The following is a 26,715-nucleotide window of genomic DNA, read 5'->3' as shown; positions in this document are numbered from 1 at the left end:
GAACTTTCCTAAATCAAATCGAATTATTTGGTGCTTTCGCTTAACTCTTGTGCCAACTCTTGGCTACGCTTTTGCGCTGCGGCTAAAGCAGCCTGAATATTTTGTGAAATTTGAGCACGATCAAACACTTCAATCGCGGCTTGTGTTGTACCGTTTGGAGAGGTTACATTTTTACGTAACTCCGCAGGACTATTGGCACTGGTAATTGCCATTTGTGCGGCACCTAATGCAGTTTGCAAGGTTAGCGCTGTAGCTACCTTTTCATCCAAGCCCATGTTTTTACCTGCACGGATCATACTTTCCATCATATAGAAAAAGTATGCAGGACCTGAGCCAGAAACTGCTGTTACCGCATCAATTTGCGCTTCTGAGTTTACCCAAAGTGTTAAACCCGTTGAAGCCAAAACTTGACTTGCAAGATCACGATCTTCAGCTGAAACCGCTTCACCTGCATATAAGCCATGCGCACCGGTTTGAACTAAAGCCGGTGTATTTGGCATGACACGAACAATACGCTCTGTGCCTAATAGTTTTGAAATCGTTGCAATTTCTGCACCTGCAACAATTGAAATCACCAACTTCCCTTCTAGCAAACCTTGTAATGGTGCCAAAACTTTTGCCAACACCTGAGGTTTAACTGCAAAAAGAACAATGTCAGCATCTCGAATTGCCGCAACATTATCATCGGTCACATGCAAATCTTTTTCAGCCAAAAGCTCACGTACTTTTTCTACGGGATCTGAAACTGTAATACGTGTAGTCGGGACACCACGTGCAATTAGGCCACCAATTAAAGCCTGTGCCATGTTGCCGCCACCAATGAAACTGATATTACAATTTAGAATTGCGCTCATGATTGAAGATCCGATATTGCAGATTTAGCGTTAAGAGATAATGTCGGTTGCCAGCCAGCTTGAGTACAAAATTCAGACTGCGCCAACCAAAAGCCCTGAGGCGTAAAGACGCCTAGCATAACATTATCTCGGCTTAATATTTGAATAGTATGACGCTGCCATGGAAAAATTTGCGCCTGCTGAATGGCTTTTTTCAAAGGCCAACTTCCGACACGACCATATAAATGAATTTTTTCGCCGCCAAGGCGTGGGCGTATCTGCAGTTGCTGCCCCAATAATTCAGGTGATAAGCCAACCTCTGAGGGTTGAATCACAAAATGGCCGGCAGGCAACTTGAGGCACTGACCTGCAACACAAGTTACAACTTCAACCTCTTGAATGGATTCTGCTGGCAGATAATCCGCTTTGGCAATCCGATGAAGTTGCTGTTGAAAGCGCAGATAATAAAATCCATTCCAGTGTAGTGCCGCTTGCGAGTCTTCGCGTGAGTTAATCACTTCTGAAACTAAACGCTGTACCATTTCAAAGCTTGGACGATATTGCCCCTCACCTTTCATCCAGTGCGATAACAACTGACGCTGACGTGCCAGACTGAGCTGTTGTAAAACCACTAAAGATAAAGTTTGCGATGAACCACAGGCTGCCAAATCTTGTTGCAACACCTCGTGTAAAATTTCATCAGCATCTTGCATCAAATAACTGGTTCGACTCAGGGCTTGCTGCATTTTAGGAAATCGACCACTGAGTACAGGCCATAGAATTTCACGACTCCACGCGCGGTCATAGTCGGTATCAAAATTAGTGAGATCTTGAATATTTTGCACATGCAGTTGTGCTGCCCATTGGCAAATTTGCTCACGTGAAAGATCCAATAGCGGACGCCATAAAGCAAAATCTTCACGTACATCGAATTTTTTCATGGCAGCAAGGCCATGGACACCCGCACCTGAAAGTAGCCGCAACATCAGTGTCTCGGCTTGATCTTGCTGATGATGCGCGAGTACCAATATTTCATCTGCTTGTAAATGTTGGGCAAAGGCTTGATAGCGGGCCGAGCGTGCTTGATTTTCAAGGTTACCTTGCGCAACCTGGACTTTCTGTATAATGAATGGCAAATTCAGCGCTTTACATTGAGCACGTACAAATTCGCCCCAAGCATGACTACAATCTTGTAGTTGGTGATCAATATAAATTACCCGCATTTTTTCAGGGCACAAAAACGACATAAGATGCAGCAGCAACATGGAATCCATGCCACCACTACATCCTATTAAAAATCGGCTTTGTTCAGGCAGCGCCTGAATTTGACTTAAGCAGTCAGCCCTAAATTGTCGCTGCCAAACTTCATTAAACGCTGATAACGCGCTTCGCATCGTTCGTTTGCATCCATTGGTTGCAGTTCTTCTAGAGCTTGCTTCAAGACCACTTTCAAATCCTGCATGACTTTTTCAGGGTTTAAATGTGCGCCCTCCGCTTCGTCCACCACGTATTCCACAATGCCCATCTTCTGCAATTTATCTGCCGTCAATGCCAATGCTTCACTTGCTTGCTCTGCTTTTTCTGCAGTTTTCCACAAAATAGATGCACAGCCTTCCGGTGAAATCACTGAATAAATACTGTGAGATAACATAATCACACGGTCAGCTACGCCGATACCGAGCGCACCACCCGAACCACCTTCACCCAATACCGTTGCCACTACAGGCACCTTAAGTGAAGACAGCTGAGCCAAACTAGTTGCAATCGCTTCAGCCTGACCACGTTCTTCTGCACCCACACCTGGGTAGGCACCCATGGTATCAATAAAGGTAAAGACTGGCAGATTAAAACGCTCCGCCATATCCAATAAACGCTGCGCTTTACGATAACCTTCTGGGTTACTCATACCAAAATTATGCTGTAATTTTTCACGTGTACTACGACCACGGTGCTGACCTACGATCATCACAGGCTGACCATCTAAACGAGCCAAACCACCAATCATCGCACCGTCATCACCAAATAGGCGGTCACCGTGCAAAGCATCGAACTCTGTAAAAATTTCGCCAACATAATCCAAAAACTGCGGACGTTCAGGATGACGTGCGATCTGAACCGTAGTCCAGGCTTTAGATTGAGCTGCTTTATTTTTCATAGGTCGATCATTATCCCTAACTTAACTGGTCTGTTAATTGATAAATTGTTCCGACTGGATATTCAGTTCAATATCCCAATGCTTAAATTGCACCTGCTCATCATGCAAGTCTGCAACCAACAAAGGCCACTGTTTGGCATCACCAGAAACACTAAGTTGCCATTGTTGCGCATTGTCCACGCTTAATTCAATGGCAGGAAGCATCTCATCGCTGCGACTATGATTTAATAAAACTGCTAAACGAAGCAATAGACATAAGTAAACAAGTTTGTTACCACCGACTTTCATCACATCAATGCGCGCGTCACTACGTAACTTACGACGATGATGCGCCACTAAATGTGACAAATGGTTTTGATCAATTTGTGAGAAACCCGGAATATCTGAATGTTGCAGTAAATAAGCACCATGACGATGGTAACCACTATGACTGATCGCTAAGCCAATTTCATGCAAATACGCTGCACGACGCAGTAAATCACTGTCATCACTGGTCAAATTCAGTGCGGTCGCCACACCATTAAACAGTTGTTGAGCGGTATTTACCACACGTTCAGCTTGTTTCATATCTGCGTTGTAGCGACCCATCAACGCATGTACAGAACGGTCACGAACATCTTCATGTTGGAAACGTCCCAATAGGTCGTACATCACGCCTTCACGTAACGCGCCATCAGAATAAACCAATTTATCGATATTCAGCACATCAAAGACTGCATACAAAATGGCAATGCCGGCTGGCAAAACTGCTCGACGGTCTTCTTTTAGACCATCAAATTCCATTTCATTGACATGCTTATATTTAAGCAATTTATCTTTGAGTTTAAATAAACCGTCACGTGTCAGTTCTTCCTGATCGTTGCTCCAGCCCATATTGACACAAATCTGACGACATGCTTTGATCGTGCCACTTGAACCGACAACAGTATCCCAGCCCGCAGCTTTATAAGTGTTGGCAATGCCTGCGATTTCCTTGCGAGCAGCATTTACCGCTTTATCAAAACTTTTCAGGTTAATTTCACCATCAGCAAAAAACGCTTTGGTAAAAGCGACACAGCCCATTTGCACAGATTCTGTATGAATCGGTTCAAACTCTTCACCAATAATCAACTCTGTTGAACCCCCACCGATATCAATCACAAGGCGGCGACCACTATTTGCCATAGTATGTGAAACCCCTAAATAAATTAGACGGGCTTCTTCACGACCAGCAATGATTTCAATTGGTTTTGGTAAAATTTCAGCGGCTTTTTGGATAAATTCATGACCATTTTTTGCTTGACGCAAGGCATTAGTCGCCACAATACGTAAACGGTTAGCTTGTACAGGATTTAAACGCCCCACAAAACGTGCTAGGCAGGCTAATCCTCGTTGCTGTGCGGCTTCAGTCAAATTTTTATTTTCGTCTAGACCTGCGGCAAGCTGTACTTTTTCTGACATTGATGCAACTTTTTTCACTTCACCATGGTCTACGCGTGCGATAGCCAAGTGGAAGCTGTTCGATCCCATATCGATAGCAGCAAGTAATTCTTCATCAATCAAAAAATCAGACATTATTCAAAAAAACCTGTTCAGAATTGTGCTTAGATTAATTCACATACATGCAATTTAAAAGCCATTTATGAGTAGTTCGGGCGGAACTTATCGATTTTTTATCTAAAGCAATGATAGTCATACACGATCATCGGCATCGTGATCATCCATTAGACAAACTGACCATTCAGGTCGAAAATTTACATAACCCCCTACATTGTTATAGTTGGCTATGTAATACTTATAAACATAGAGTCAACTTAAAAATTAATTCCGGAGCAAAATCCATGTCTGGCAATATCGTAAATACAACTGATGAAAACTTCCAAGCCGATGTACTAGAGTCTGATACTCCTGTACTTGTAGATTTCTGGGCAGGTTGGTGTGCTCCTTGTAAAGCCATTGCACCTGTACTTGAAGTACTTTCAACTGAGTTTGAAGGCAAAGTTAAAATCGTTAAAGTAGACGTAACTTCTTGCGAACAAACAGCTGTAAACTACAACATCCGTAACATTCCTGCATTATTAATGTTTAAAAACGGCGAAGTTGTAGCAACCCAAGTCGGTGCCGCACCAAAATCTAAATTGACAGCTTTCATCGAAGAAAACATCTAATATTTTTTCGATAATAACACTCGAAAATACGCTGTTTTACACAGCGTATTTTTTTGGTTGATAAATTGACAAATGCTGTGTTCTCTCTTATATTGTTTACTCAAGAAATTAAGGATCTCAAATCCTGTCATTTTCTTACAACACAACACATAAAATGCCGCTCGGCAACAGAATTGTTTTTCACATCTCTCTTCATATAACGAATCAGATCTCTGAATTGTTTTGTGCAAACCAATTGCTATCGTTTCTTGCATGATCGCGGCACATTTGTTGCTCCCTTTTCCAACCTGTACCTCAGAATTTTAGATTCTATCTGACCACCTATGAACTTAACCGAACTCAAGAAAAAACCGATTGGCGAACTCATCAAGATTGCCGAGTTTATGGGCCTCGAAGGAATGGCTCGTAACCGTAAGCAAGATATTATTTTTGCCATCTTAAAGCGCCACGCAATGAACGGCGAAGAGATTTTTGGTGATGGCGTTCTAGAAATTCTGTCGGACGGCTTTGGTTTCTTACGCTCTGCAGCGGGTTCTTACCTAGCCGGCCCTGACGATATCTATGTGAGCCCATCACAAATCCGTCGCTTCAACCTTCGTACTGGTGACACTATTACAGGTACGATTCGTCCACCTAAAGAAGGCGAACGTTACTTTGCATTATTAAAAGTTAATCAAATTAACTACGACACACCAGAAAACTCACGTAATAAGATTCTTTTCGAAAACTTAACACCTTTATTTCCAACCGAACAATTGGTAATGGAATTAGGTAATGGTACAACAGAAGACTTAACTGCGCGTGTGGTTGACTTGGTTGCTCCGATTGGTAAAGGTCAACGTTCAATTATCGTTGCACCGCCAAAAGCGGGTAAAACCATGTTGTTACAAAACATCGCACAGTCGATTGTTCGTAACAATCCTGAATGTTTCTTGATTGTCCTTCTAATTGACGAACGTCCTGAAGAAGTAACAGAAATGGAACGTACTGTTCGTGGTGAAGTAGTTGCTTCAACATTCGATGAATCACCAGCTCGTCACGTACAAGTTGCAGAGATGGTGATTGAAAAAGCTAAACGTCTTGTAGAACACAAAAAAGATGTAGTGATTTTACTTGACTCAATTACTCGTTTAGCACGTGCTTACAACACTGTAATCCCTTCATCTGGTAAAGTTCTTACTGGTGGTGTGGATGCCCATGCTTTAGAACGTCCAAAACGTTTCTTCGGTGCAGCACGTAATATTGAAGAAGGTGGTTCACTGACAATTATCTCAACTGCGTTGATTGAAACTGGCAGTAAGATGGATGAAGTGATCTACGAAGAATTCAAAGGTACAGGTAACCAAGAAATTACCCTAGACCGTCGTATTGCTGAAAAACGTGTGTTCCCTGCGATGAACATCAAAAAATCAGGTACACGTCGTGAAGAGCGCCTAATGTCTGAAGATAACCTCCGTAAAGTTTGGATTTTACGTAAATTGCTTCATACACAAGACGAACTTGCAGCGATGGAATTCTTGCTTGATCGTATGAAAGAAACCAAAACCAATGATGATTTCTTTGATCAAATGAAACGTAAAGCATCCAACTAAGTTGAATGTTTGACTGAAAAGGCCATCTATAACGATGGCCTTTTTATTTGGTTGACTTTGGTTACACAAAGAAACATTTGATGGATTTCCATGTAAACTTATTTTCAAGTTTATGATTATAAAAAATATATTTTAAAAAACCCTATTCTTTTTAGTAGTTTATTTGCTATTTCGCCAATATAAAACTTTCTCTTAATTGTTATTTTCTGTTAAAAAATGGCCGTTTTTCACCTATTTTTAACGGTTTTTTCAAAGTCACTAGTAGCATTTCAAAATACTCAGTGATAGCATACACGCAGACCAGTTAGACTGCTCTATGCATTTTTAATACCTATTCAAATTAGGCATAATAAAAGCACACAACAGACTAACGCAGGTTATTTTTTAATCTCATATTTTAGAGAGTGATGCCATGTTATTCAAAAAAATCGCTATTGCTGCTGCAGTTGCTACTACTTTAGCTTTCGTTGGTTGTGCTAAAAAAACTGAAGAAGCTGCTCCTGCTGCTGCATCTGAAGCTGCTGCTTCTGAAGTAGTTGCTGCGTCTGACGCTGCTGCTGTTGAAGCTTCTGCTGCTGCATCTGAAGCTACTGCTGCTGCTTCTGAAGCTACTGCTGCTGCATCTGAAGCTACTGCTGCTGCTTCTGAAGCTCAATAATCTAACCGATTATTCAGCACAAAAAGAGAGCCCTATGGCTCTCTTTTTTATTGCTTCAAACTTTAAACCCTAGTTCATAAAAAGAGCTAAAATTCAAAATACTAAGCCCATGCTTATTGAAAAATAAAAACTGACAATTTAGCTAAAGGAAAGCCACAATCAACCTCTACGACAACTCAACTCAACTCAACTCAACTCAACTCAACTATATCGTCTCATTTTAAAACGAATATTCTTCAACATGACTTGTGCGATAGATGATGAACACTGCACCTCCTAAATCAAAGGCAAAAAAAAGCAGATCAATCGATCTGCTCATTTCCAACACGTTGACGGAATTTTTGTCCCGCACGGAAGGTCACTACACGACGGGCAGAAATCGGAATTTCTTCACCCGTTTTCGGGTTACGGCCTGGGCGTTGACGTTTATCACGCAACTCGAAGTTACCGAAACCAGAGAGTTTAACTTGTTCCCCAGAGATTAGCGCTTGGCTAATCTCATCGAAGAATAACTCGACCATTTGTTTTGCTTCACGACGGTTTAAACTCGTGAGCTCACTTAAATGATCAGCCATTTCTGCTTTTGTTAATGCTGTCATGAAGCCCTCAATGTCGCCTGGTAAGTGTTTTCCAACACCTGAAGTATGTTATCCATACCGGTTTTGATTTCAGCATCTTCTAATGTACGTGTTGGATGTTGCCATTGAATTGCAAATGCCAATGAGCGCTTGCCTTCTTCGACACCTTGACCAGTGTACACATCGAATAACCAAACTGCGTCTAAAAGCTCACCGCCGGTTTTTTCGATAAGTTGCTGAATTTCACTAACATTAATCTTATCACTAATTAAAAGCGCAATATCACGTCGAACCGACGGAAAACGTGATAATTCTGTAAAATTAGATACATAAGTTTGCAAAACAGCCAATTGATCCAATTCAGCTACCCAAGTAGTCGCCAAATCCAACTCATCTTCTAAAGATGGGTGTAAACGACCGAAGTAACCAATTGATTGACCATTGACTAAGATTTCAGCAGATTGGCCTGGATGCAACCACGTACGTTCTGAACGTACATATTCAACATTTAAACGTGCAGAATTTAAAATCTCTTCTACATCGCCTTTAAAGTCAAAGAAATCCATAGGCTGTGCTTTACCATGCCAAGATTCAGTCGTACGCGAACCTGTTGCAACTAGTGCAAAGGTTGGGATCTGTTTGAGATCATGAATGCTGTTCGCACCTTGATAATCAAAACGTAGACCAAGCTCATAGAAACGCACACGGTTTTGCTGACGGTTCACGTTGTATTGCACACATGGGATCAAACTTGATAATAAGGTTGAACGCATCACTGCAAGGTCGCTAGAAATCGGGTTTGCAAGCGCTAGTGGTTGAACCTGTGGATTCAATTGTTTCTCTAGTTTCGCATCTGCAAAGCTAAAGCTAATCGCTTCTTGATAACCCAAAGCCACTGCAGTTTGACGTAACTGAACCAATTCAAATTGGTCTTGGTATTTCGCTAGTTTGACATCAATCACCGGCAAGCTGATTTGAATATTGTCGTAACCGTGAATACGTGCAACTTCTTCGATGAGGTCTTGATAAATTGCCATGTCAAAACGGTGTGATGGTGGTACAACTGTCCACTCACCTTCTGCTTTCACAGTGACATTACAACCCAAACGCGTTAAAGCATCGGTAATAAATGCAGATTCAACTTTATAACCGAGCAGTTGATCGACTTGCGCTTGGTTCAGTTCAATGGCTTCACGTTTTGGTAATAACTCTACTTTTTCAGCAACAGTAATTGGACCAAACTCACCACCAGCTAAATCAGCAATAAGCTGTGAAGCACGGTGCATTGCCGTCATCGGCAATTCAAAGTCTACGCCACGTTCATAACGCTGAGATGCATCGGTATGCAAACCAAAACTACGCGCACGACCTGCGATATAGAGTTGATCAAAGAACGCCGACTCAAGGAAAATTTCAATGGTGTCATCAGAAACCGCTGAACTTAGGCCACCCATGATTCCTGCAATCGCCAAAGCTTTTTGATCATCCGCAATCACCATCACGTTTTCAGATAATTCAACTTCTTGTTCATTCAACAACGTTAATTTTTCTGCTGCTGTTGCTTGGCGTACACGAACAGAACCTTCAACTTTACCGCCATCGAATGCATGTAGAGGTTGACCCAGCTCCATTAAAACGTAGTTGGTAATATCGACCAAAATACTGTGCTGACGGATGCCCGCACGAGCCAATGCACGCTCCATCCACTCAGGAGTTGGTGCTTTGGTATTGACGTTTTTGATTACACGGCCTAAGTAACGTGGGCAACCATCAGTTTCAACAACAACGTTCTTCTCATCAGTAATTGTTGCAGCAACTTCTTTAATTTCAGGGGCAGTTACAGGAAGTTGATTGATCACACCAATTTCACGTGCAATACCACGAATACTGAAGCAGTCACCACGGTTTGGCGTGATGCTGATATCAATCACATTGTCATCAAGATCTAAATATTCACGCACATTTACACCAACAGGTGCATCGGCAGGAAGCTCTAATAGACCGTCGATTTTATCTTCAAGATCAATTTCAGACGCACCGCACAGCATGCCTTGTGATTCAACACCACGAAGCTTGCCTTTTTTAATTTTGAAATCGCCCGGAAGTACTGCACCAATGGTTGCTACAGGAGCTTTCATGCCTACACGTACGTTTGGAGCACCACAAACGATTTGTAACGGCTCGCCTGAACCGATGTTTACAGTAGTGACACGTAAACGGTCAGCATCGGGATGTTGAACCACTGTTAAAACTTCACCGACTACTACACCAGTAAATGGTTTTGCAGCAGGAGATAAATCATCAACTTCTAAACCTAACATGGTCAGTTGGTCAGAAAGTGTATCGCTATCAATGGCTGGGTTAACCCATGTACGCAACCAATTTTCGCTAATTTTCATTGTATAAAAACCTATTAATTCTAAATTTCTAATCCCCTCTAGCGCCCCTTTAAAGAAAGAGGACGAACCCTAAGTCATGATGGACACCCCCTCTCCTTTTAGGAGAGGTTAGGGAGAGGTATAAAACTGTTTAAGCAAATTGGCGTAAGAAACGCACATCATTTTGGTAGAACATACGCAGGTCATTAATGCCGTAACGCAACATGGCAAAACGCTCTACACCTAAACCGAAGGCAAAGCCTTTGTATTTTTCTGGGTCAATGCCAGCGGCTTGTAAAACGTTTGGATGCACCATACCGCAGCCCAAAACTTCCAACCATTTACCACGTTCATCCATGATATCCACTTCTGCACTTGGCTCTGTGAATGGGAAATAAGATGGACGGAAACGTACTTTCAAATCTTTTTCAAAAAATTCATTTAACAAGTTAACCAACAAACCTTTTAGTTCTGCAAAGCTGGTGTTTTCAGCCACATACAAACCTTCGATTTGATGGAACATTGGAGAATGCGTTTGATCTGAGTCACAGCGATAAACACGACCAGGACACACAATACGGATTGGAGGCTGCTGATTTTCCATCGTACGAATTTGCACGCCTGAGGTATGCGTACGAAGTAAATGATTCGCATCAAAATAGAAAGTGTCGTGCATCGCACGTGCAGGATGATGACCCGGAATGTTCAATGCTTCAAAGTTGTGATAATCATCTTCAACTTCTGGACCAGTCGCAACAGTAAAGCCAGCTTTGGTAAAGAATTGGCAAATACGTTCTTGAACTTGAGTCACAGGGTGAATACTACCCACCGTTTGACCACGGCCGGGTAAAGTAATATCAATCGTTTCGCTAGCAAGCTTTTGTTCTAATGCAGCTTTTTGTAATTCAGCTTGACGAGCAGTCAGTGCGCCAGTAATCGATTCACGAACGGCATGAATTTGAGCACCAAAAACTTTACGTTCTTCTGGGTCCATTTTACCGAGCGACTTCGATTGTTCCGCGAGCTGGCTTTTCTTCCCTGTAAATTGCACTCGCACTTGGTCGAGTGTAGCAAGGTCCTCTGCTGCTGCAATCGCAGCGAGCGCTTCAGTGGTCAGGGCTTCCAGTGACATAGTAACTCTCAAAGCAACAATTTAAAAAAATAATATAAACCCCTTATTCTAACAGTTTTTAGCCGTTATGATGAAGCGCATTCACAAGTTAAAATTGCATTAGCATCAAGTTTTAAAAAAAGTATAAGATAAACACAATATCAATGGGATCCAATCTTTATGGCACTCGATCCAATCTGGAAACAACAGCTCACACTCGTCACTTATGGCAATGAATTTCTCAACCAAGGTTTGAGTTTTCATCGTTGGTTGAATCACCACATTTTTGATCAGCACAGTTTCCATTTTCGTGATTTGCTTTCACAGCATTTATTGGCTCAACATTTCCAAATTTGGCTAGAGGGCTTAAAAAAACAAGGGGTACAACGCTTAAGTTTACATAGCTCTAGCTTGCTGAATGATGAACAAAATCCGAATGCTAACGTTGAACTTCTTCCCTTTGCCCATTTTATTGTGAGCCACGAACAAAATAAAAAGCAGGCATGGATTTTTGGTAAAGAACTTGCCGAGTGGTATAACGCAGAAAATGACTATGAAGCACCGGCATCCCAACAACTGCAAATTCGTCGAGAAACCTTTTGGCGCTATGAGCTGAACCATAAACTCATTAAACGCATCGAAGCAGATATGCAGTTACCAAAATGGGATGATATTCATAACTTCACTGAAGCAGAATTATTTTTACAAAAACCTGCGGAAGGTTTTATTGAGCCGGAGGTGTTAGGCACACCTTATTATGGTACGCAGCCCGATCTAAGCAGCGAATCGAATGAATCCGCAAAACTCGCACTCTTGCCAACGGATGCACAAGCAGATTTCGCACATGACAGCTTACATCGCTTAGATGCATTAAACCGCCATATACAGTCTAAAATTCAGCATCCCTATCATGCAGATGGCAGCATCTATACACCTGAAGAACAGTTAAATTTACGCCATTTTGCTCAAAAAACTGAAGATTTAACGGCTAAATTTATTGTAAAAGTCGCCAATCACTATAAAACTGCACGTTTAACTCCTGTGGTCGAAAGCTCTCCTCTGGATGGATTTAAAACTGAGCAAAGAAAATCAAATCCTCAGCATGCACACACGCCAAATCCAACCCATAAACCCGGTGCAGGTGGAGTGATTACCTTAATTATTATTACGGTAGTGATTTGCTTATTGGCTTATTACTTCGGACTTTAACTGTATAAATGTGATCAACACTAAAAAGCCCTTCTCATGGAAGGGCTTTTTTATGAACATGCTTATGTATGAAAGACCTCAAAATTATGAGGTCGTTAAATAATTAAACGGACGAATTTCTAATCGAACGCGATGCTGATCGGCATGTTGATTAATATAATGACTGACAGAGACTACTTCCCCCTCAAGCTCTGCGTCTGCACCATACATGATTTTGACTGCCTCACCTTTGCGGGGAATCATTTCGAGCTCTACAGTAATGCTACCTTGACCCATACCAACTATTTCAGCCAACATTTTATTTTCCTTTTGTTCTTTTCTATCCATACATTAGGCATGTCGCAAAGCGCGGTATAAAGATTATTTCTGTAACTTAACTGCACTTTTTATTGATAAAACATCAAAACTTAAACATCAAAAACATAAGAGTCCAATTGTTCTAAAAATGCATCAACTGCATTTGCAGACTTTAAACGAATCCATTGAATATGTTGATATTCAGGTGCATTCATCATCTGTAGATATTTTTCACGATTCTTTTTATGGGTCTTAATCATCCACCAGACAATGGAATCTCGACCAAACATCCGCCACAAACTTTCCTGATTATTTGAATCTGGCCAAAGATCTTGTTTGGACTTAGCCCGAGAAAATGCGCGCTTTACAGAGCGGTATAAATTGACTGGAAACGGAAGGTCTAACCATATCACCGTATCTATTTCAGACCATTTAACAGGAATCGTTCGAGTATAGTTGCCATCAATAACATAACCATTTTTCGCTTTAGCAATTTCAGCTCCGATACGTGCAAAAAAGATTTCGTCAGGACACTCCTGCCAATCATCTAGCCAAAATAGATTATCCAGTTCTATATAATTTAGTCCTAATTTGTCCGCCAAAGCTCTGGAAAAGGTTGATTTTCCAGTGGCCGATGTACCGACTACATTTATTCTTTTCATTGTCATGATGATCTACTTGAGTCTGGTGAATCTACTTCAAGATAGCAGCATTGGATCTGTAGGTTAACTTTTATTCTTCACGATAATCTAAAAGATCTGCATCGATATTGATAAAGTCAGGTTCAATTGCAGTATAAAAACACACTTTTCACAGACTATATTGATCCAATAATTTTTCAGTTGGTATTTATCCATTCATTTATGGCCGCCCCCCTATCTGCACGCCTTATAAAAAAAACAGATTCTAGCTGTCCCCAGATGAATGAATTAATTCTGCCCGCAATTATGATGAACATGCGCAATATAAATACCTTCCCGTTCTGAGCGAAAAGCGCCGTGTGCATGTGCGGGCCTTCAACTGAGCATTAAACAAACCGGCCAGGCAACAAGATCGAAGCTAAACATTGAAATCACGACATAATACGCACAAACCGTGGCTCGGGGCGCAGCACCTACCTAGCCTATTCATTTTCAGATATAATTTAGCGCTAAGCATCGATCAAATATTCAAAATTTAAATATAGTAACCAAACACTTAAATATAAAATTTCAACATAATTATTATGAGACTTTATGAAAACAGAATTTGACATTTATGCTAAAAAACCGCTGATTTCATGGCCAACAATTTTAATGCTTATTTTACTAGGCATTGCGATGGTCTTTATTATACCTTTTTTCAAATGGTTTAGAGATCAAGCTCAACCGCTTAACGTCAGCATAGTGATTGAATACCTGCAATTCACCCTAAAAAATTTCCCGATTTACAAGCTGCAAGCCGATCATGCCCAGCTGATCCTGCTCTACATCGTATCTATAATTGTCATTGATTACTTAAAAACGCAGATTAAACTGGTCATTACGCCTGATAAAATTTATTACCGCTTGTGGAAAATACCTCTCAGCACATTCATTCAGCGGCAGGAGGTAGAATACTGTCAATTTGCCATTCTTGGTATAAAACGCCCAAAACGGATCTCATGGCTGCAGCGTCCCATTTATCAGACTGCCAACAAAGAAAATCCACAGCTTTTATTCTTCCCCCTTAAAAATGTTCAATCTCAACTGCACCTTGCATGCTTAAGTGAACATGAAAAAGGGCAGCTGATTCAAATACTCAAACAATATTATAATTTTCAGGATGAGATTGCGGCGCTGACGCTTTCTCAAGAAGATTTGCAAAATTTAATTCTGCAAACCAAGATCAGCCCGCGGATCGCCTACCTGCTTATCGGCAGCGTTCCTATTGGTATTTTGGGCTTATATTTAAACGCGCAAGCGCAGTTCTTTTACATTTCCAATTATCCGGTTTTGCTGTGTTTGGCCATTATTTTTCTGCTGATTTTCATTCCAAGCGTATTGTGGATACAAAAAGATATTCCCAAAATGGCGTTTACAGGAAGCGTGCTGTCCAGTACATTTTTAACGCTGAGCCTGAGCTTTTTTCTAATGCCGGTATTGCATAGTTATTATGCTTTGCATTTTGGCACTCATAAAATGACCGATGCGCAATTACTCTCAATGGATGCAGATGGTCAGAAATGGTTGTTATTAGACAACCAGCAAACTTTTCATATTTTACCCAAAACACCTTTCTACAACACGCACTTTAAAATAAATGCAATTTATGAATTTCCCATTTATTATCATTGGCATAACTATCATTTTCAGCACCGAGACCTTGCTTATGTCCAGCTTAAAACAAAAACCGATTAATATTGGTTAAGCTTACATAAGAATTTAAAGCCCAAAAAAAGACCGCTAAAAGCGGTCCCTTTTTAAGTCATAAAGACTTATGCAGCTAATGCATCTTTAGCTTTAGAAGCTAAAGCAGCAAACGCAACTGCGTCATGCATAGCGATGTCAGCAAGTACGCGACGGTCGATAATCACTTGAGCTTTTTTCAAGCCAGCGATCATACGGCTGTACGACAAACCATTTTGACGAGCACCAGCATTGATACGCGCAATCCATAGAGCACGGAATTGACGTTTCTTTTGACGACGGTCACGGTAAGCATATTGACCTGCTTTGATTACTGCTTGGAACGCTACGCGATATACGCGTGAACGAGCGCCGTAGTAACCTTTAGCACGAGCAAGAATTTTTTTATGACGGCGATGAGCCTGTACACCACGTTTAACACGAGCCATTTATAATCTCCTTAGATGTATGGGCACATACGGCGAACTGAAGCAACGTCACTTACGTGAACCATTACACAGCCGCGTAATTGACGGATACGCTTAGCAGATTTTTTGGTCAAAATGTGTCGTTTGAACGCTTGGTGACGTTTAAAACCGTTTGCAGTTGGCTTGAAGCGTTTAGCTGCACCACGGCGAGTTTTCATCTTAGGCATAAGAACCTCTTTTGAACACCTGTTCGGCACGTCTGCACCATTGCAAAGACGCCCTGCAGGTAAGGGAGCGAGTATTCTAAAGCATCTTTGCTCAAAACAAAAGCGAATCTTTCTACCGAATATCGAACTTAATTAATTTTCTGATATAGATTTTCCGATGATTTTATAAGCGATGCCCAATAAGGCTTATATAATGTCGGCACGCCAACTATTAATGTCCATTATGAAACCTGCACAGGATGCTTTTGCAGCCCTACGTTATCGGGATTTCTCGATTGTTACGCTCAATCAATTTTGTCTGACCTTAGCCATTTTGATTCAAGAAATTATCGTTGCTTATTCACTGTATCAAATCACCAAAGACCCCTTAACACTGGGCTTAATTGGTTTAGCCGAAGCAATTCCTTTTATTGCTCTCTCTTTGTGGGGAGGATACTTTGCAGATCGTTTCAATAAACAGACCATTATGAAAATTTGTCTGTTTTTTTCTGTACCGATGCCACTGATTCTTTGGGGGTTATTTCACCAATATGGTCTCGGCCAAATTGATGTCACCCAACTGTCTTGGGGGATTTATGCGGTCATTTTTGGGCTTGGAACGATCCGTGGTTTCTATAATCCCTCGGCAACGTCGCTTAAACCTTTTTTAATCCCGCGGGAGCTCTATGCCAATGGTGCAACATGGACAACGATTGGTTGGCAAAGTGGGGTGATTATTGGGCCAATGCTTGGCGGTTTTATGTTGGCATTTTTAGGCCGTGAAACCAGCTTACTCAGTGTTGCGGCGCTACTAACGGTCTGCTTCGTTCTCATTAACCTACTCAATAAACGCAGTTTTCCTAAAATTGAATCTGACAATTTAAAAGATAGTTTAAGTGAAGGTTTTCGATTTATCTGGAAGACCAAAATTGTCCTTTGGGCGATTTCACTCGATTTAGTTTCTGTGCTTTTTGGTGGCGTGATTGCCCTCTTACCGATTTTTGCCGAAGATATTTTAAAAGTGGGGCCTGAAGGTTTAGGCTACTTACGGGCAGCACCGTCTATTGGCGCCCTGATCACCATGATTGCATTGACCAAATTCCCTCCAACTCATCATGCATGGCGTAATATGTTATTGGCTGTAGCGGGTTTTGGTGTATTTACCATTTTATTCGCATTTTCAAGCCATCTTTGGTTATCACTCTTTGCACTAGCAATGACCGGCGCATGTGACAGCATCTCTGTAGTAGTTCGCCAAACCATTTTACAGCTCTACCCGCCCGAAAATATGCGGGGTCGTGTTGCTGCGGTGAATGGCATGTTTGTTTCTAGCAGTAATGAACTTGGAGCTTTTGAATCTGGATTGGCTGCAAAATATATGGGCACGATCATGGCGACAATCTTTGGTGGCTGTATGACCATGGCTGTAGTTGCAATCAGTTGGGCAAAAACCCGTGACTTGTTTGGGATCGACATTACCCATCAGTCAAAAAAATAATGGCATATTTTCCATTTAAACCTTGCCAGTATTTCCAATACAGGAAATACTGCGCAGCAATATCGACGCATTCATCACTCACTTTGTGATCTTAGAATAGACTTATGAAACAATATCTGTGCTTAACCCTTTTGGCCTGCGCTCCATTTTCTACAGCGTTTAGTGCTTCAACCAAAACCCATCAACTTCCGGCACAGAATATTGAAGTTGCTCCTGCGCATTTAACCACGCGTTTAAATTGGTCGGTTTTCCCAAAACCAGTATATGCCAATGAAGACCTCAAGCAACGTGATCGCGCAGCCATTATTCGTGTCACAGCGAATGCAAAAGGTACAATTACCGATGCAAGTGTTGAAGAAAGTACAGGTGTCGATCAACTCGACCGAATCTTAATTTCTGCTGTCAAAAAAGCTAAAGTCAAACCACATTTAGAAAATGGTGAAGCCAAAGCCATTATTGGCTATCAAGCGTTTAATTTGAGAGTTAAAGGCAATACACCTGAATGTGATTTCAACTTTGATTCAAAAGTTTGGAATGCACAAAGTGCAGATAAGAAAACGCCATTCCAATATGTATCTCAACCAAAATTAGATCTCACTAGTCATGAGTTGAAACAGCATGATCGTAAAGTCAAATTTAACTTTAAAGTGGATAAACACGGACAAGTAAAAAAGGTCAAGATCAAGCAAGGCTCTGGCATTTATGCACTTGATCAGAAAATCGTTGAAGCATTGAGAAATAGTCAGATCTCGGTTAAACGTACTGCGAGCACCCTATGGGTCTACAAAAAGTCGAACTTTAAAGATGAAATTCAGTTTAAAGTGAACGGCTGTAAATAAATAATAGATGCAACATTTCAAACAGGGATTGAATGTTTCAATGCCCTGTTTTATCTCAGAAAAAACCTAAAAATATAAGATAAATACAGAGATAACGTCCTGTTTTCGCCACGGTCACCATGAACACAAAGCGCCAGAAGTCTGCTTTCATTAAACCCGCGATTAAAGTAATTGGGTCTCCAATAATCGGCAGCCAACTCAGTAGCAAAGACCAATAGCCATATTTGTGATAAATACCCTGTGCCTGCTGCATTTTCGACTCTGACACGGGAAACCATGTTTTATTTTTATAATGTTCTACTTTTAAACCGAGCCACCAATTCACACAAGAACCGAGAATATTACCAATACTGGCCACCACAATCAGCAGCCATGGATTATGTTGACCATAGCTCAACAAGCCGAGCAATACGGCCTCGGACTGTAAAGGAAGTAAGGTCGCAGCCCCAAATGCCGCGAAGAATAAAACTAAAAATGACCACATCGAAACAAATGCTTAAAGACCTAATTTTTTCTTCGACTTCAAATATTCAAAATTTGACCAAAGCACTGCGGCAATAATCACAACGATTCTCGACCATTTATATTGTGAAGAAATCGGTTCAATCGCAGCCCGCATCAAGTTTTGATCCTTGGTATGTAAATCTGCAAGAATATTTTGCACATGCACAATTTCCGCGACAAATAGCACTAAGCAGCCTGCAATACCAAAAATAATACTCCAATAGATTCTTGGGTTATTTTCAACAATACGGGTAAAATTTAAGAAAAAGTCTTTCATCGCAAAATCGTCCAACTAAGCCGTCAACAACGCGTTCTTTTCGGCAGCGCCGCATTCTAACACAGCGTTAGAATTTTCTTCCGTCCTATCTAAAATCTTAAGGTGAGTCTTTCCGCACTTTACTTTTATGCATGAAACTTCTAATCTGCCACGCAAATATTGAAAAATTTAAAAAATTTATGAAAAAAATTCTCAGCCTAAGTTTTATCGTGTTCTTACAAAGTTTGACTGCTTTATATGCACAAGTTCCTTCTGAGATTGCCAAACAACACGTGATTACACAAGATCAAATTATTTGGAAAAAGCGACCTATTTTCAACTTCAACAATGACGAACTTGGCAATCAAAATCGTGACCTCAGTTTCAAATTATATGTTTTAGCCACTGGCGAAGTAAAAAAAGCAGAAGTAATCAAAAGCTCTGGACTCACGCACATTGATAAGCGGGTTGAACAGTCACTTTTACGTGCCAAGTTCAAACCTTATATCAAAAATGGTGTCGCTTACCCCTTTGTTGCCGTACAGCCCTTTTCACTCAAGACACTGAAAGAAAACCAAAGACCTTGGTGGAAAAAGCTTCTATTCATTTCATAAAAAAAAGAGCATGTTTCCATGCTCTTTTTTTTAAACGTGTATTGCTAAGGCTTTTTGTACCGCTGGACGGGCCGTCAGTCGATCGATATAGTCTTTCACGTATGGATAATCTTCCAGCTGAATTTGCTGCCATTCATGACGCAGTGCCCAAGGCAGAATAGCCATATCTGCAATCGAATACTCTCCAGCCACAAATTTTTGACCAATCAACTGATGGTTCAAAACTTTATATAAGCGTTTAGACTCATTTACATAACGTTCAGTTGCATACGGAATACGTTCAGGTGCAAAACGACTAAAATGATGATTTTGTCCTAACATGGGCCCAAAACCACCCATTTGCCACATCAACCATTGTTCAACTTCAACGCGCTCAAACTCATCTTCTGGATAAAACAAACCTGTTTTACGTCCAAGATATTGCAGAATCGCACCAGACTCAAAAACTGAAATCGACTCTCCTCTTGGGCCATTCTGATCCACGATTGCAGGGATTTTATTGTTCGGAGAAATTCTCAAAAAGTCTGGCTGAAATTGATCATTTTCCAAGATATTAATCGGAAAAATTTGGTATTCCAAACCCATTTCTTCTAAAGCGATGGTAATTTTATGTCCATTGGGTGTGCCCCAATAGTAGAGGTCAATCATATATTTTTCCTATGAATATTCTCGTTTTTAGTTCAGGTTATGCAATTTTATCTGCATTTTATAACATGAATTTAATACAAAAGCCTTAAGCCTAACTGAATTTTTCAGCGACATTTATGCACTTTATTTATTTAGTATTCTCTAAAATTTTGGCTTTACAGTATTTATAATTTAGCTCATATTTTATGCTAAGAAATGATTTTTCCAATATATTCCAAACAAGACAAATCCAATAATCTCAAATAAAAAATCAACTTATACAGGTTCAATTATGAGCTATATGCGACAAAACACACTCAATCCCCTCGGTATTTTTGTGGTTTTATTCTTTTTATTGGTTGTACTGCTGCTCCTGATGTTTGCTTGGCCACATTATAAAGTCTGGAAACAAGGCATGGACGGTCAGGCTGCTCTAGCAGAAGCTGAACAATCGAAAATGATTCAGGTCCAAGTGGCAAAAGCTGAACTTGAAAGTGCCAAACTGCGCGCCCAAGCCATTAAACTCGTGGGACAAGCCGCCAAAGAATATCCCGAATATCGAAAGCAAGAATTTATTGGTGCCTTTGGTGAGGCACTAAGAGATGGTCGTATTCAACAAATTATTTATGTCCCAACTGAAGCCAATATTCCTATTGTTGAAGCAAGCCAGCAACGACTAGCTGAATAATTCAAAATTCAGACATAAAAAAGCCCTGCATCCGCAGGGCTTTTTTCATCAAGAGATGCTTACTTTTTCTTTTTAGGACCAAGTAGCATACCCATTTGACGACCTTCCATTTTCGGTGATTGTTCAACAACACCTACTTCAGCAACGTCAGCTTCAATTTTTTGTAATTGAGCAAGACCAAGCTGTTGGTGTGCCATTTCACGACCACGGAAACGAAGCGTGATTTTTACCTTGTTGCCTTCTTCAAGGAACTTGATAATCGCACGTAGTTTAACGTTGTAGTCACCAACATCAGTACCAGGGCGGAGTTTGATTTCTTTCACCTGTACTTGATGCTGTTTTTTCTTCGCTTCTTTTTGCTTTTGTTTTAGATCAAACAAATGCTTGTTGAAGTCCATGATTTTGCAGACTGGTGGCTCGGCATTGGCAACGATCTCAACAAGGTCAAGATCTACTGCTTCAGCAGCGCGCAAGGCGTCAGTAAGAGATACAATCCCTTTTTGCTCGCCATTTTCGTCTACTAGACGGACTTCTTTTGCACGAATTTCATCATTCAAGGCAGGACGGTTTGATTTTCCGCCCTGTTGATTACGGTCAGGCTGTTTAATCGCTTTTACTCCACAATGTACCGGCCGCGTTCGGCTACGGCTGCTTTTACTAGGTCAACGAATGCATCAATTGACATAGTACCCAAATTTTTTCCAGAGCGAGTACGGACGTTTACAGTACCTTCCTCAACTTCACGGTCCCCAAGAACCAATAAGTAAGGAATACGCTCTAAAGTACGTTCACGAATCTTAAAGCCGATTTTCTCATTTCTCAAGTCTGAAATCGCACGGATACCGCTTTCTTTAAGTTTAGCGACGACTGACTCACATGCTTCAGCTTGTGAATCGGTAATGTTCATCACACATGCTTGAATTGGAGACAACCAAGGTGGCATGAAACCAGCATAGTGTTCAATAAGTATACCAATAAAACGCTCGAAACTGCCAAGAATTGCACGGTGCAACATTACAGGCTGATCACGGTCGTTATCTTCAGTCACATAAGATGCGTCAAGACGTTCTGGTAAGTTAAAGTCACATTGAATTGTACCGCACTGCCATACACGACCTAAGCAGTCTTTCAATGAGAATTCAATTTTCGGACCGTAGAATGCGCCTTCACCCGGTTGAAGTTCCCACTCTAAGCCAGCAGCATCTAAAGCGTCTGCTAAAGATTTTTCTGCCATGTCCCAAAGTTTGTCATCACCCACACGTTTTTCTGGTCGTGTCGACAACTTCATTTGTACTTCTTCAAAGCCGAAGTCTTTATAAACGTCTAATGTCAGTTTAATAAAGTCTGCAACTTCAGTACCGATTTGTTCTTTAGTACAGAAGATATGCGCATCATCTTGTGTAAAGCCACGTACACGCATAATGCCGTGTAATGAACCCGATGGTTCGTTACGGTGACATGAACCAAACTCAGCCAAACGAATTGGAAGATCACGGTAAGATTTCAAACCTTGGTTGAAGACTTGCACGTGACATGGGCAGTTCATTGGTTTTACAGCATAGTTACGGTTCTCTGAGTGAGTCGTAAACATGTTTTCAGCATAGTTTGCTGCGTGACCTGATTTTTCCCAAAGCGTGAAATCAACCACTTGCGGTGTACGGATTTCTTGGTAACCGTTGGCTTGTTGAACTTTACGCATGTATTGTTCAAGCACTTGGTAAATCGTCCAGCCGTTTGGATGCCAGAACACCATACCCGGCGCTTCTTCTTGCATATGGAACAAGTCTAACGCTTTACCAATTTTACGGTGATCGCGTTTTTCAGCTTCTTCAATACGTTTAATGTAGGCAGCTAACTGTTTTTTGTCCGCCCAAGCTGTACCGTAAATACGTTGTAGCTGTTCGTTTTTCGCATCACCGCGCCAGTAAGCACCAGAGATTTTAGTCAACTTGAACGATTTTAAGAATTTAGTATTTGGAACGTGCGGACCACGACACATATCCAAGTAGTCTTGATGATAGTACAAGCCCATTTCAGTTTCTTCAGGCATGTCTTCTATCAGACGCAGTTTGTATTCTTCGCCGCGTGCAGTGAACTCTTTGATCACTTCATCACGTGGAGTCATTTTTTTGATGACATCATAGTCTTGGTCGATGAGCTTTTTCATGCGCTCTTCGATTGCTGCCATGTCATCTAAAGTAAACGGACGTGGCATCCAGATGTCATAGTAGAAACCTTCTTCAATGACAGGACCAATGACCATCTTTGCTTCTGGGAACAATTGCTTAACTGCATGACCTACCAAATGCGCACAAGAGTGACGAATGATGTGAATACCATCTTCATCTTTAGGCGTGATAATTTGTAGGCTAGCATCTTCTGTAATTAAATCAGATGCATCAACTAAACGATCGTTTACACGACCCGCAACTGTATTTTTTGCTAGACCAGGACCGATGCTTTGAGCAACTTCCATCACAGACACGGCATGATCAAATTCTTTTTGATCGCCATTAGGCAAAGTGATAATTGGCATATAAAAATCCTTAAGGAGTGATGCCCCGTACAATGGAGCATGTCACCGCGAGATTATGATCGAGGGAGACCCTCAAAAGATAAAAACGGTGGATAAATAAAATTCGACCTAAATTTTACACGCCCTGCCAACTTTAATAAACCTCTAATCCCATAGAAGTTGATTTTTCTGCCGCCTTTTACAAGACTCCTGATAATTCAAACAGATTTCAGCCGAAATGCGCTTTATGCTGTCAACATAATAATCACGTTCTAATTCATAAAATTATTCCGAATTTCGAACACCTATACCCACTGAACTCTCTATGTAGGCAGGTATCATGCAAGCACATTCACTTATATCTTGGTCTAGTTTAAAACCGCTCCAAACCCGCTTATGCCCTTGCAGCCAATGTCGATCTTGTGGTCTTACGGCTCGAAGATGATGATGTAGAACAAGTCGTGGTCATGTATGGTCGCTGTCAGCATCGCGGCGCACTCATGGCCGATGCCCATATTCAAGGAGATAAAATCGTCTGTGGGCTGCATGGCTCTCACTATATTTATAAAACTGGCATCAACCCACGTTATCTGAATAAAAATCTGCAAAAGTTTAAAGCGTGGGTGGAAGGCGATCAGGTGTATGTCGATCTTGAAGAAATTCAAGCGTGGGAAAAAAGAAATCCTCAACAATATAAGCGTGATCAATACCAAGGCCTATATGCTGACTCCGCGCCCGCGCCAGAAGAACCATATAATAAATTGATCTTGGAACTCGCACGAAATGGCTTAAGTAAATTTGGACATCATGGCCCGACAGCGGCAATGGGCGTGCCTTTCAATCAACTTCCGAAATGGGATGATATTCAACTGATCACCGCACAACTGTGGAAAATTCCATTGTTAGATAATGCACCCGTAGCAACCGAAGTGGTGATTGGCCCAAATGCTAAAAAACCTTTAAAACTCAACATTCCCGTGTTTGTGTCAGATATGAGTTTTGGTGCGCTATCTCAAGAAGCCAAAGTTGCCCTTGCAACAGGTGCTGAACTTGCAGGTACAGGCATTTGCTCAGGTGAAGGCGGAATGCTTACTGAGGAACAAGCGGCTAACTCCCGTTATTTTTATGAACTCGCGTCTGGTCGTTTGGCTATGACATCGAAAAAGTCAAAAAGTGTCAGGCCTTTCATTTTAAAGGCGGTCAAGCTGCAAAAACAGGTACGGGAGGACATCTTCCAGGCCATAAAGTGATTGGAAAAATTGCAGAAGTACGTAAATTACCAGAAGGCACCGCTGCTATTTCTCCTGCAACCTTCCCCGACTGGACGCATCTATCACAATACCGTGAATTTGCAGAATATGTCCGAGTAGAAACCGGCGATATCCCGATCGGCTATAAACTCTCTGCACAGCATATTGAACGTGATATTGACGCAGCACTGAGCATTGGTGTGGACTATATTATTTTAGATGGACGTGGCGGTGGTACAGGTGCAGCCCCAACCTTGTTCCGTGACAATATCTCAGTACCAACCATTCCTGCGCTTGCACAAGCACGTCGTCATTTAGACCGTTTAGGACGGTCAGATATTAGTTTAGTGATCACAGGTGGACTTCGTGTACCCGCTGACTTTATTAAGGCACTCGCTTTAGGTGCAGATGCCATCGCGATTTCAAACTCTGCCATGCAAGCCATTGGCTGTTTAGCTATGCGTGCCTGTCAGACCAATGATTGTTCTGTCGGCATTGCCACACAACAAGATCATTTACGTCGTCGTTTAGAAATAGACAAATCGGCACAACAACTGGCGAATTTTCTAAATGCATCTGTTGAACTGATGCAAGTCATGGCTCGTGCCTGCGGACATCATCATCTGAATCAATTCTGCAAAGATGACCTGACCACATGGAAAAAAGAAATGTCGAACCTCACGGGTATTCACTACAGTGGATTTGAGTAAGCTTCAAATCATGAGCTTTTTTCAAAACCATTGAACCTAAAAAGAGTCCATACGGGCTCTTTTTTATTCTCTGAAGGTTTCAAAGGCCATGAATTGAGCGGCTTGGTACAACCAAAGCTGTGCAAATTGAGGGATGATCATTTCACTTTGTGCAGGACGTAAAAAAATATAATCATCTACGTCTATGCTGCTTGTCTGTGGAATTTGCACAAGTTCCTGATTACTACTGCGACCATATAATGCATGGGGCTGACTGCCTTGAGGATAAACATAGTCCCCACGCCAATAACCTCCATAAATAAACACAGCCTGAGACTTTGCCCAACGACTGAGCCATTCTAACTGTGGTAATTCTGTCCTTGGCAACACTTTTAGCACGGGTGCGGCGATCCATAAGGCACTTTGAAAAGCGTGCAATTTTTTCAATTCAAAATCTACGGGTTTTAATAACATCGAGCCAAATGAAACTTCGTTACAGACACTTTGCTGACAATGAAAATTAAAACTAGGACTACCACCACCATTCCAACAGGTGTGTTCATCACAAAAGGTTGGGTAGCGCTGTTCTACATAAGCTTTGAATTGTTGATAACTTTGCTGGGACTGTTGATAAGTCTGTTCAGCAGATTGGATCAGCCGTGGAATCTTCGCCACATGTGCGTCATAGCCCATTAATCCTGAAAATTTTAAATGTTGGGGATGTTGAACGATTACATCCAAAACAGCCTTTAGCTCATCGATCGTTTTCAGACCTCCACGGTGTAGCCCCACATCGATTTCAATATTGATGCGTAGACACAGTTGATGCTGCTCAGCAAATTTGAGGTATTGGGCTAAACGCTGTTCACTATCAATCAGCCATTGCACTTGCGATTGCGTTGCCTGCAAAAATGCCTTGTCTGCATGGTGCAAGGCCTGAATCGGCATCGGTTTCCCAAACAACACATCGGCTTGCGGCATCGATTCGAAAAGTGTTTTCAGATGTGCAAAATGAAATAGCATGAAACGCTGTGTCTGAAGCTGTGTAGCACAATGTTGGAGCAATGCCATGCACGCCAAGGATTTCACTACCAAGCGCGGATACAGACTATGTGGTATTTGCTGCTGAGTGATCACCAAGTTGTGATTTAATGCGTCAACATCCACGATTAACTGGGGCATCCCCGTCCCGTTTTGCTTTAACAGCGTATTCAACTGTTGAAAATATGCATCCATGCCATCCCCTTTTTCATATCGTTCAATTGGTCTTCAGTGTT

26 protein-coding genes and 1 pseudogene are annotated in these 26,715 nt (G+C 41.4%); 10 read left to right on the top strand and 17 right to left on the bottom strand.

The annotated features are described in order from the left end of the window. Window positions 1–23: 23 nt before the first annotated feature. From proC to ppx, 4 genes are read right to left on the bottom strand one after another with little or no spacing between them, the layout of a single operon-like run. Window positions 24–854 (bottom strand): pyrroline-5-carboxylate reductase, encoded by an 831-nt coding sequence (gene proC, locus FTT77_RS05645; protein WP_168378486.1) that lies wholly within the window; start codon window positions 852–854, stop codon window positions 24–26. Then, window positions 851–2,227: a tRNA lysidine(34) synthetase TilS gene (tilS, locus tag FTT77_RS05640; protein ID WP_180108985.1), complete on the bottom strand. Its 1,377-nt coding sequence runs from the start codon at window positions 2,225–2,227 to the stop codon at window positions 851–853. The genes proC and tilS overlap by 4 nt, the downstream gene beginning before the upstream one ends. Beyond that, the gene (locus FTT77_RS05635) at window positions 2,164–2,988 is read right to left on the bottom strand and encodes an acetyl-CoA carboxylase carboxyltransferase subunit alpha (RefSeq protein WP_078189570.1); all 825 of its coding nucleotides are present in this window, start codon (window positions 2,986–2,988) and stop codon (window positions 2,164–2,166) included. Before FTT77_RS05635 ends, tilS begins: the two co-directional genes overlap by 64 nt. A gap of 33 nt (window positions 2,989–3,021) precedes the next feature. Further along, the gene (ppx, locus tag FTT77_RS05630; RefSeq protein ID WP_078192628.1) at window positions 3,022–4,542 is read right to left on the bottom strand and encodes an exopolyphosphatase; all 1,521 of its coding nucleotides are present in this window, start codon (window positions 4,540–4,542) and stop codon (window positions 3,022–3,024) included. A 266-nt stretch (window positions 4,543–4,808) separates the two neighbouring features. On the opposite strand from ppx, the gene trxA reads away from it, so the two are divergent. The 3 genes from trxA (at window position 4,809) to FTT77_RS05615 (ending at window position 7,385) form a co-directional block, all read left to right on the top strand. Next, window positions 4,809–5,135 (top strand): thioredoxin, encoded by a 327-nt coding sequence (trxA, locus tag FTT77_RS05625; protein WP_078192629.1) that lies wholly within the window; start codon window positions 4,809–4,811, stop codon window positions 5,133–5,135. Window positions 5,136–5,458: 323 nt separating this feature from the next. Further along, entirely contained in the window at window positions 5,459–6,727 is a 1,269-nt protein-coding gene (rho, locus tag FTT77_RS05620; RefSeq protein ID WP_067731074.1) for a transcription termination factor Rho, read from the top strand. Between the two features lie 412 nt (window positions 6,728–7,139). Next, a complete protein-coding gene (locus tag FTT77_RS05615; RefSeq protein WP_078192631.1) occupies window positions 7,140–7,385 on the top strand; it encodes a hypothetical protein in 246 nt (81 codons plus the stop codon). 302 nt (window positions 7,386–7,687) lie between these two features. Here the strand turns inward: FTT77_RS05615 and FTT77_RS05610 are convergent, their stop codons facing one another. The 3 genes from FTT77_RS05610 to pheS form a co-directional block, all read right to left on the bottom strand. Beyond that, entirely contained in the window at window positions 7,688–7,984 is a 297-nt protein-coding gene (locus FTT77_RS05610) for an integration host factor subunit alpha (protein WP_004649746.1), read from the bottom strand. Continuing rightward, window positions 7,981–10,362 (bottom strand): phenylalanine--tRNA ligase subunit beta, encoded by a 2,382-nt coding sequence (pheT, locus tag FTT77_RS05605; protein WP_180040897.1) that lies wholly within the window; start codon window positions 10,360–10,362, stop codon window positions 7,981–7,983. Before pheT ends, FTT77_RS05610 begins: the two co-directional genes overlap by 4 nt. Window positions 10,363–10,492: 130 nt before the next feature. After that, entirely contained in the window at window positions 10,493–11,473 is a 981-nt protein-coding gene (pheS, locus tag FTT77_RS05600) for a phenylalanine--tRNA ligase subunit alpha (protein ID WP_078192633.1), read from the bottom strand. Between the two features lie 159 nt (window positions 11,474–11,632). Between pheS and FTT77_RS05595 the strand changes: the two genes are divergently transcribed. Continuing rightward, window positions 11,633–12,661, top strand: a complete 1,029-nt coding sequence (locus FTT77_RS05595) for a hypothetical protein (protein WP_180108986.1) — start codon at window positions 11,633–11,635, stop codon at window positions 12,659–12,661. Window positions 12,662–12,745: 84 nt separating this feature from the next. Here FTT77_RS05595 and FTT77_RS05590 read toward each other — a convergent pair whose 3' ends face one another. Together FTT77_RS05590 and FTT77_RS05585 are read right to left on the bottom strand one after the other, a co-directional pair. Next, a complete protein-coding gene (locus FTT77_RS05590) occupies window positions 12,746–12,958 on the bottom strand; it encodes a hypothetical protein (protein WP_111884721.1) in 213 nt (70 codons plus the stop codon). 110 nt (window positions 12,959–13,068) lie between these two features. Next, on the bottom strand, window positions 13,069–13,620 hold the full coding sequence (locus tag FTT77_RS05585) for an adenylate kinase (protein ID WP_180108987.1): 552 nt from the start codon (window positions 13,618–13,620) through the stop codon (window positions 13,069–13,071). A 573-nt stretch (window positions 13,621–14,193) separates the two neighbouring features. Between FTT77_RS05585 and FTT77_RS05580 the strand changes: the two genes are divergently transcribed. Beyond that, on the top strand, window positions 14,194–15,336 hold the full coding sequence (locus FTT77_RS05580; RefSeq protein WP_180108988.1) for a hypothetical protein: 1,143 nt from the start codon (window positions 14,194–14,196) through the stop codon (window positions 15,334–15,336). 77 nt (window positions 15,337–15,413) lie between these two features. On the opposite strand, the gene rplT is transcribed toward FTT77_RS05580, so the two are convergent. Next, window positions 15,414–15,773, bottom strand: coding sequence for a 50S ribosomal protein L20 (gene rplT / locus FTT77_RS05575; protein ID WP_004647525.1), 360 nt, complete (start codon window positions 15,771–15,773; stop codon window positions 15,414–15,416). Between the two features lie 11 nt (window positions 15,774–15,784). Then, window positions 15,785–15,979: a 50S ribosomal protein L35 gene (gene rpmI, locus FTT77_RS05570; protein ID WP_065994397.1), complete on the bottom strand. Its 195-nt coding sequence runs from the start codon at window positions 15,977–15,979 to the stop codon at window positions 15,785–15,787. 223 nt (window positions 15,980–16,202) lie between these two features. On the opposite strand from rpmI, the gene FTT77_RS05565 reads away from it, so the two are divergent. Both FTT77_RS05565 and FTT77_RS05560 read left to right on the top strand, forming a co-directional pair. Next, entirely contained in the window at window positions 16,203–17,456 is a 1,254-nt protein-coding gene (locus FTT77_RS05565; protein WP_180109054.1) for an MFS transporter, read from the top strand. 104 nt (window positions 17,457–17,560) lie between these two features. Next, entirely contained in the window at window positions 17,561–18,295 is a 735-nt protein-coding gene (locus FTT77_RS05560) for an energy transducer TonB (RefSeq protein WP_180108989.1), read from the top strand. A 55-nt stretch (window positions 18,296–18,350) separates the two neighbouring features. Here the strand turns inward: FTT77_RS05560 and FTT77_RS05555 are convergent, their stop codons facing one another. Further along, entirely contained in the window at window positions 18,351–18,779 is a 429-nt protein-coding gene (locus FTT77_RS05555) for a YqaA family protein (RefSeq protein ID WP_180108990.1), read from the bottom strand. Window positions 18,780–18,791: 12 nt separating this feature from the next. Continuing rightward, window positions 18,792–19,076, bottom strand: coding sequence for a hypothetical protein (locus FTT77_RS05550; protein ID WP_078189584.1), 285 nt, complete (start codon window positions 19,074–19,076; stop codon window positions 18,792–18,794). 179 nt (window positions 19,077–19,255) lie between these two features. On the opposite strand from FTT77_RS05550, the gene FTT77_RS05545 reads away from it, so the two are divergent. Next, entirely contained in the window at window positions 19,256–19,669 is a 414-nt protein-coding gene (locus FTT77_RS05545) for an energy transducer TonB (RefSeq protein ID WP_257224703.1), read from the top strand. Between the two features lie 30 nt (window positions 19,670–19,699). On the opposite strand, the gene FTT77_RS05540 is transcribed toward FTT77_RS05545, so the two are convergent. Further along, complete coding sequence (locus FTT77_RS05540) at window positions 19,700–20,317, bottom strand: glutathione S-transferase N-terminal domain-containing protein (protein ID WP_168378472.1); 618 nt, start codon at window positions 20,315–20,317, stop codon at window positions 19,700–19,702. Window positions 20,318–20,588: 271 nt separating this feature from the next. Between FTT77_RS05540 and FTT77_RS05535 the strand changes: the two genes are divergently transcribed. Beyond that, window positions 20,589–20,984, top strand: a complete 396-nt coding sequence (locus tag FTT77_RS05535) for a hypothetical protein (RefSeq protein ID WP_180108992.1) — start codon at window positions 20,589–20,591, stop codon at window positions 20,982–20,984. A gap of 59 nt (window positions 20,985–21,043) precedes the next feature. Here the strand turns inward: FTT77_RS05535 and infC are convergent, their stop codons facing one another. Together infC and thrS are read right to left on the bottom strand one after the other, a co-directional pair. Beyond that, complete coding sequence (gene infC / locus FTT77_RS05530) at window positions 21,044–21,592, bottom strand: translation initiation factor IF-3 (RefSeq protein WP_078189588.1); 549 nt, start codon at window positions 21,590–21,592, stop codon at window positions 21,044–21,046. Between the two features lie 5 nt (window positions 21,593–21,597). Then, window positions 21,598–23,520 (bottom strand): threonine--tRNA ligase, encoded by a 1,923-nt coding sequence (thrS, locus tag FTT77_RS05525; RefSeq protein WP_078189589.1) that lies wholly within the window; start codon window positions 23,518–23,520, stop codon window positions 21,598–21,600. A gap of 401 nt (window positions 23,521–23,921) precedes the next feature. On the opposite strand from thrS, the pseudogene FTT77_RS17580 reads away from it, so the two are divergent. After that, window positions 23,922–25,459, top strand: a pseudogene (locus FTT77_RS17580) (glutamate synthase-related protein). Window positions 25,460–25,522: 63 nt separating this feature from the next. On the opposite strand, the gene FTT77_RS05515 reads toward FTT77_RS17580, so the two are convergent. Then, window positions 25,523–26,674 (bottom strand): alanine racemase, encoded by a 1,152-nt coding sequence (locus FTT77_RS05515; RefSeq protein ID WP_180062964.1) that lies wholly within the window; start codon window positions 26,672–26,674, stop codon window positions 25,523–25,525. Between the last annotated feature and the right edge of the window lie 41 nt (window positions 26,675–26,715).

The sequence above is a fragment of the Acinetobacter sp. YH01010 genome (genome assembly GCF_013420775.1).
Taxonomy (GTDB): domain Bacteria; phylum Pseudomonadota; class Gammaproteobacteria; order Pseudomonadales; family Moraxellaceae; genus Acinetobacter; species Acinetobacter amyesii.
The sequence above is the reverse complement of the archived record's forward strand: the minus strand, read 5'-3'. Positions and strand labels throughout refer to the sequence as shown.